This window comes from Leuconostoc sp. (assembly GCF_965300815.1).
The window spans coordinates 1-4681 of sequence record NZ_CBDKZH010000100.1; the positions used below are offsets into that span (position 1 = coordinate 1).

Genomic DNA, 4681 nt, shown 5'->3' on the forward strand with positions numbered 1-4681 from the left:
GTTGCGTATATGTATGTTTACTACCGATATAAAATGGGGATAAAGAAATGTGTACAGAAAAGATTATGATCATTGGTGCAAGTAATGCTGGTCTAACAGTTGCACAAAACTTATATCAAAGTGGTAAAGATTTTGACATTACCATAATCGATAAAAATAAAGATATCGGGTATCTTGGTTGTGGCACGCCCATTTTTTTAAGCCAGCCAGGTCGTTCGTATCAAGCCTTTTTCAATAAGGGCGTTGCTGAAATTAAGCAACATCTCACCCGGCTTTACACTGAAACAACCGTTGAAAAAATTGATTTTAAACACAAGCAAGTGCTGATTAACAATTCACAAGGCCAACAACAGCTCACGTATGATAAATTAGTTTTAGCAACTGGTGCCGAGCAGGTTAGCTTAGGAATTGCTGGCCATGAACTCCAAGGGATTTATCAAATTAAAAATTTGCAAGAGGGCTTAGAAGTTGAGCGACATTTAGCTTCTGATGATGTTAAGGACGTAGCCATTATTGGTGGTGGTTATATTGGGGTTGAAATTGCTGAAGCGATTAGATCTCGTGGCAAAAACGTTCGAATTTTTGAGGCGAAATCACATATGATGATGTCACATTACGACGAACCGTTTGGTGAACGTGTTGAAGCGCGTCTACGTGATGTGGGAGTTCAAATTCATTTGGATGAAGAAGTGATTGCTTACAGTGGCGAAAATAGGGCAGTGAAGCAACTGACAACACCATACGACACTTACGAGACTGATATGGTTATTTTAACGATGGGCTTCTTACCTAATACAGCGTTAGGGCGTGAGCATTTAGATCTCTATACAAATGGGGCTTACATTGTAAATGATAAACAACAAACCTCAGAACCTGATGTTTATGCTGTTGGTGATTGTGCGACATCGTATTCAAATGTATTGCACGAACTTGTTGTCAATTTCTCGGTTTCTGATGCTATGCGTGGTGCGTATGTTGCAGCGCAAAATATTATTGGCGAACCGATCTCATCTAGTGGTACACAGAGGACGAATGCCGTGACTGTTTACGGCCTTAATTTGTTCTCAACTGGTGTCACGGTTAATGAAGCTGAACTGTACGGTATCGACTATCAGTATGTTGACTATGAAGATTGGCAAAAACCGACTTTTATGCCAGAAAACCATCGGGTGCGATTACGATTGGTTTATCATGCTCAGAATCGTCGTCTGATCGGGGCACAAGTTTGTTCTGAAGCGGATCAAGCTGGTGTATTATATTTGCTATCTTTGGCAATACAGAAAGAAGTGACAATAGATGAATTAAAAGTATCAGACTTTTTCTTTTATCCGTACTTTAATCAACCAACGAATTTTATAATTGAGGCAGCGCGATTAGCCAAATAAGACAAAACCCCCTAAGTGATTCAGCTTAGGGGGTTTTGCTTTATTTGGCGTCTTCAGGCGCAATACCATACACTTCGATGTGAAAACCAGTAATATTTAAGGCACTAGCTTGTCGGGCAGCTTCAAGTAGTGGTCCGACATCAAAGTTTTCCGCATCAATAATGGCATTTGTTTGGGTATTGATAATATGATAGTGTGGCTGGCCGTAGTAATCAAAGTGACGTTTACCATCATTTAAGGTATCAATTGCGATGACGATGCCAGCCGCTACTAGGCGTTCTAAAGTGTTGTAGATTGTAGCTAAACTAATCTCTGATAAATCACGGTGGATCATTTCCGCGGTGGGGTGAGTTTCATGGGTCATGAGGTAGTCTAGAATGGCGAGACGTTGGCCAGTTACTCTCAGCCCATGTTTTTTTAAAATGTCACGGTGTATTAGCTCTGTCATAACGGCCACTCCTTTGCTTGTCATGTTTAGTATACCATGCCAAATCATCTGTTTCTGAGTTAAACCCCGCACATGGGCACCAGTATCATACGCATAAGTTGAACACTTTTTAGGTGATATGCCATTTTTTTTGGCATAATAGAGATATGTTAAATCAAGTGAAATATTATTGGCAGAAATTAGATAATCGCTGGCAGTTGGCAACGTTAGGGACGTTGTTTTCGCGTGCGCAAATTAACTATGTTGGCCCAACTTTTGCGTACTACGCCTTGTTAACGGTTTTTCCGATGTTGATGTCAATTGCCATGATTGTCTCGATTGCTAATGTGAGTCAAGCCACCTTAATGACAACGCTTAATAGTATGCTGCCACAAGATGTTGCCGCCATTGTTCGACCGATTTTCAAGTCGGTCATGGCGTCCAAACAAGTGTCGTTGTTGTCTTTTTCGGTGCCCTTCACTTTATGGACCGTGTCGCGGGTGATTGCGGTTTTCCGATTGTCGTTTAATCGGATTGCGGATACTGACGAGCGGATTAGTACGATGTTGACGCGATTTTGGTCGTTTTTGTGGCTGCTGGTCATTTTAGCTGGTTTTGGCGTGTTGTTGATTGGCGGCAATGTTTTAACCCTTGTCGTTAATCGCCTGCCAAGCAATCAGTTACCGCTGTTTATCCTGCATCAGACGCGTTGGTTAATCTGGTTGGGGCTGTGGTTAGCGCTGGTGATGCTAAATTACTTTTTACCGACCAAATCAGGTCGTGCGCCATTTAAAATAGTCATGTTAGGGAGTCTCATTGAATTGGGATTGTTGGAGATTTTGAATGTTGCCTTTACTTGGTATGTCAGGTTTGGGCTAAAGCGTTATGATTTCTATCAGTCAATGAGTTCAATTATTGTCTTGTTGATTTGGCTAAACTTAATTGCCACGATTTTGGTCACGGGTTATGTTTTGATTCATTGGTTAACCGTCTTGTCGGCACAACGACAAGCATGACAGGAGGATTCACATGTTTAATGCACAGGATTTTGATATTTTTAACGAGCCGACACTCTTTGGCCGCATGACGGCGATTCGGGACGTGATCGATCCTAAGTTTGAGCAGGCTGCTGCAGTCATTTTGCCGATTTTGGTGACAGATGGGCAACACTGGACTGCTCACATTGCCAAGCATTTACGGCGGACAACCAATGCGCCAGACAACACCTGGGTCGCTTTTGCGCCCAATAAACGTGGCTACAAAATGATGCCGCACTTTGAACTGGGCTTGTGGGCTGATCATCTCTATCTTTATTTGGCAGTTGAAGAGAATATGAAACCGCAACAAACACTTGACATTGTCGCTAAGTTACAACGCGCACGTGAACAAGTGGCACAACTACCTGCAGGATATGTGTTAAGTGCTGATCACATGGTCAACGCGACGCAACCGCTAACCTTAGCGGCTTATGATGACCTGGTTGACCGTTTTGCTAACGTACGGCATAGTGAAGTGCTAATTGGCTTAACAATGCCGCGCGGTGATGCCCGTTTACAAGGCGATCAGGCAACTGAAGTGCTTAGCACTGCCATCAAAACTTTATTACCAATTTATCAAGTCCTCAAATAAAAAAACCGTGATGGGTTAATACCATCACGGTTTTTTAACGATAGATGAGAAGTAGGGATAAAGCAAACATTAAGACATACCCCATCTGTTGCCAGCTACCGATTTTGGCTTTGACAAATTGTAAAATAAAGGCCAGTAGACTAAAGAGGATGACAAAAATCGTCCCGATACCAATCGCATGGCTAAACACCGTGACCCAAAAGAGGCCAAGGGTTAGGATACTTAACTTCCGACCATCAGGATTGGGCATAATGATGGGGGTAAAGAAGAAGCCAAAACCAAACAACATGGGTAGCAGTTGATTGAGATAACGATGCGTGACAAAGCCGTTTGAAATGTAAAAGATGGTAACAGGGACGGCATAGGTTGCCAAAACACTTAAAAGCACTAAACCTAACCAATTTTGTAAGCCTAACCACTGTTGTTGTAGCACGATAAAGAACACGCTAAGCAGGAGTAACAACAAGAAAATCTCGTGGCGTGTCTGGATGAGCGAACTAAAGGTCAGTAAAATGCTCACACCTAGGAAGGCATAACTCAGCAAACTACGTAAATTTTGGGTAATCAGCAGTGTAATCCCAATGGCTAAGGCCAGGGTGTAGCCAAATAATGGCACTAATTGCCAAGTGACAGTGGCTTCGGTTAACGTTTTGGTATGTAGCAGTGGCTGACGCCACCAAATGAGATTTAAGCTCAAAATAATAACCACGAGTGGGACCCATTGGTGCCAGTCTAAAAAATTCACTGGGTGAAAATTTTCATAGGCACGGCGTTCGCGCGGATCAGTCGTGATGCGTCGGGGCATAGGGCGACCGTCTGGTAATTGATGTGATTGTAAATGATTTGGATAAGTCATATTGTTATTGTACCTTAATTTGCCGGGCCTGCGTAGCATTTTGGTCACAAGAATTTGCAATCTAGTGGTGATTTTGTTATGCTAAAGATACAATTTAAACAGCTATCAAGAGCAGGCGAGTGATACAGCACTTTGACCCTGCACCAACCGGCAAAATATGGCAGCATATTTTGTCACGGTGGTCCATCTGTACAGATAGTCGTCACGTTAGCGCGTTCCGACTTATCCGTTGGGAGGCGCTTTTAATTTGCGACCGTGTAGCTTTTTATTTTGAAAATTGAAGGAGGTCATGTTTATCATGACAAAGTATTTTACCTCAGAATCCGTTTCAGCTGGTCATCCCGATAAGATTGCTGATCAAATTGCCGATGCCATTTTGGATGC

6 protein-coding genes and 1 riboswitch are annotated in these 4681 nt (G+C 42.6%); of the genes, 4 read left to right on the top strand and 2 right to left on the bottom strand.

What is annotated here, in order from left to right; genetic code table 11:
• Positions 1-47: 47 nt before the first annotated feature.
• Complete coding sequence (locus ACW12G_RS06420) at positions 48-1385, top strand: FAD-dependent oxidoreductase (RefSeq protein WP_455647549.1); 1338 nt, start codon at positions 48-50, stop codon at positions 1383-1385.
• A 40-nt stretch (positions 1386-1425) separates the two neighbouring features.
• Here the strand turns inward: ACW12G_RS06420 and ACW12G_RS06425 are convergent, their stop codons facing one another.
• Positions 1426-1833 (bottom strand): Fur family transcriptional regulator, encoded by a 408-nt coding sequence (locus ACW12G_RS06425; RefSeq protein WP_029509585.1) that lies wholly within the window; start codon positions 1831-1833, stop codon positions 1426-1428.
• Positions 1834-1979: 146 nt separating this feature from the next.
• Here ACW12G_RS06425 and ACW12G_RS06430 point away from each other — a divergent pair, with 146 nt between their 5' ends.
• The gene (locus ACW12G_RS06430) at positions 1980-2828 is read left to right on the top strand and encodes a YihY/virulence factor BrkB family protein (protein WP_455647550.1); all 849 of its coding nucleotides are present in this window, start codon (positions 1980-1982) and stop codon (positions 2826-2828) included.
• A gap of 13 nt (positions 2829-2841) precedes the next feature.
• Positions 2842-3441: a DUF1054 family protein gene (locus ACW12G_RS06435; protein WP_455647551.1), complete on the top strand. Its 600-nt coding sequence runs from the start codon at positions 2842-2844 to the stop codon at positions 3439-3441.
• A 34-nt stretch (positions 3442-3475) separates the two neighbouring features.
• On the opposite strand, the gene ACW12G_RS06440 is transcribed toward ACW12G_RS06435, so the two are convergent.
• Positions 3476-4297, bottom strand: a complete 822-nt coding sequence (locus ACW12G_RS06440) for a hypothetical protein (RefSeq protein ID WP_455646732.1) — start codon at positions 4295-4297, stop codon at positions 3476-3478.
• 99 nt (positions 4298-4396) lie between these two features.
• A riboswitch (SAM riboswitch) is annotated at positions 4397-4499 on the top strand.
• Positions 4500-4595: 96 nt separating this feature from the next.
• Here ACW12G_RS06440 and ACW12G_RS06445 point away from each other — a divergent pair.
• On the top strand, positions 4596-4681 hold an 86-nt coding region (locus ACW12G_RS06445; RefSeq protein WP_455647552.1), incomplete at its 3' end, for an S-adenosylmethionine synthetase N-terminal domain-containing protein.

Coding starts and splice junctions, on each gene's coding strand:
- ACW12G_RS06420 (WP_455647549.1), top strand. CDS start 48: ATGTGTACAGAAAAGATTATGATCATTGGTGCAAGTAATGCTGGTCTA.
- ACW12G_RS06425 (WP_029509585.1), bottom strand. CDS start 1,833: ATGACAGAGCTAATACACCGTGACATTTTAAAAAAACATGGGCTGAGA.
- ACW12G_RS06430 (WP_455647550.1), top strand. CDS start 1,980: ATGTTAAATCAAGTGAAATATTATTGGCAGAAATTAGATAATCGCTGG.
- ACW12G_RS06435 (WP_455647551.1), top strand. CDS start 2,842: ATGTTTAATGCACAGGATTTTGATATTTTTAACGAGCCGACACTCTTT.
- ACW12G_RS06440 (WP_455646732.1), bottom strand. CDS start 4,297: ATGACTTATCCAAATCATTTACAATCACATCAATTACCAGACGGTCGC.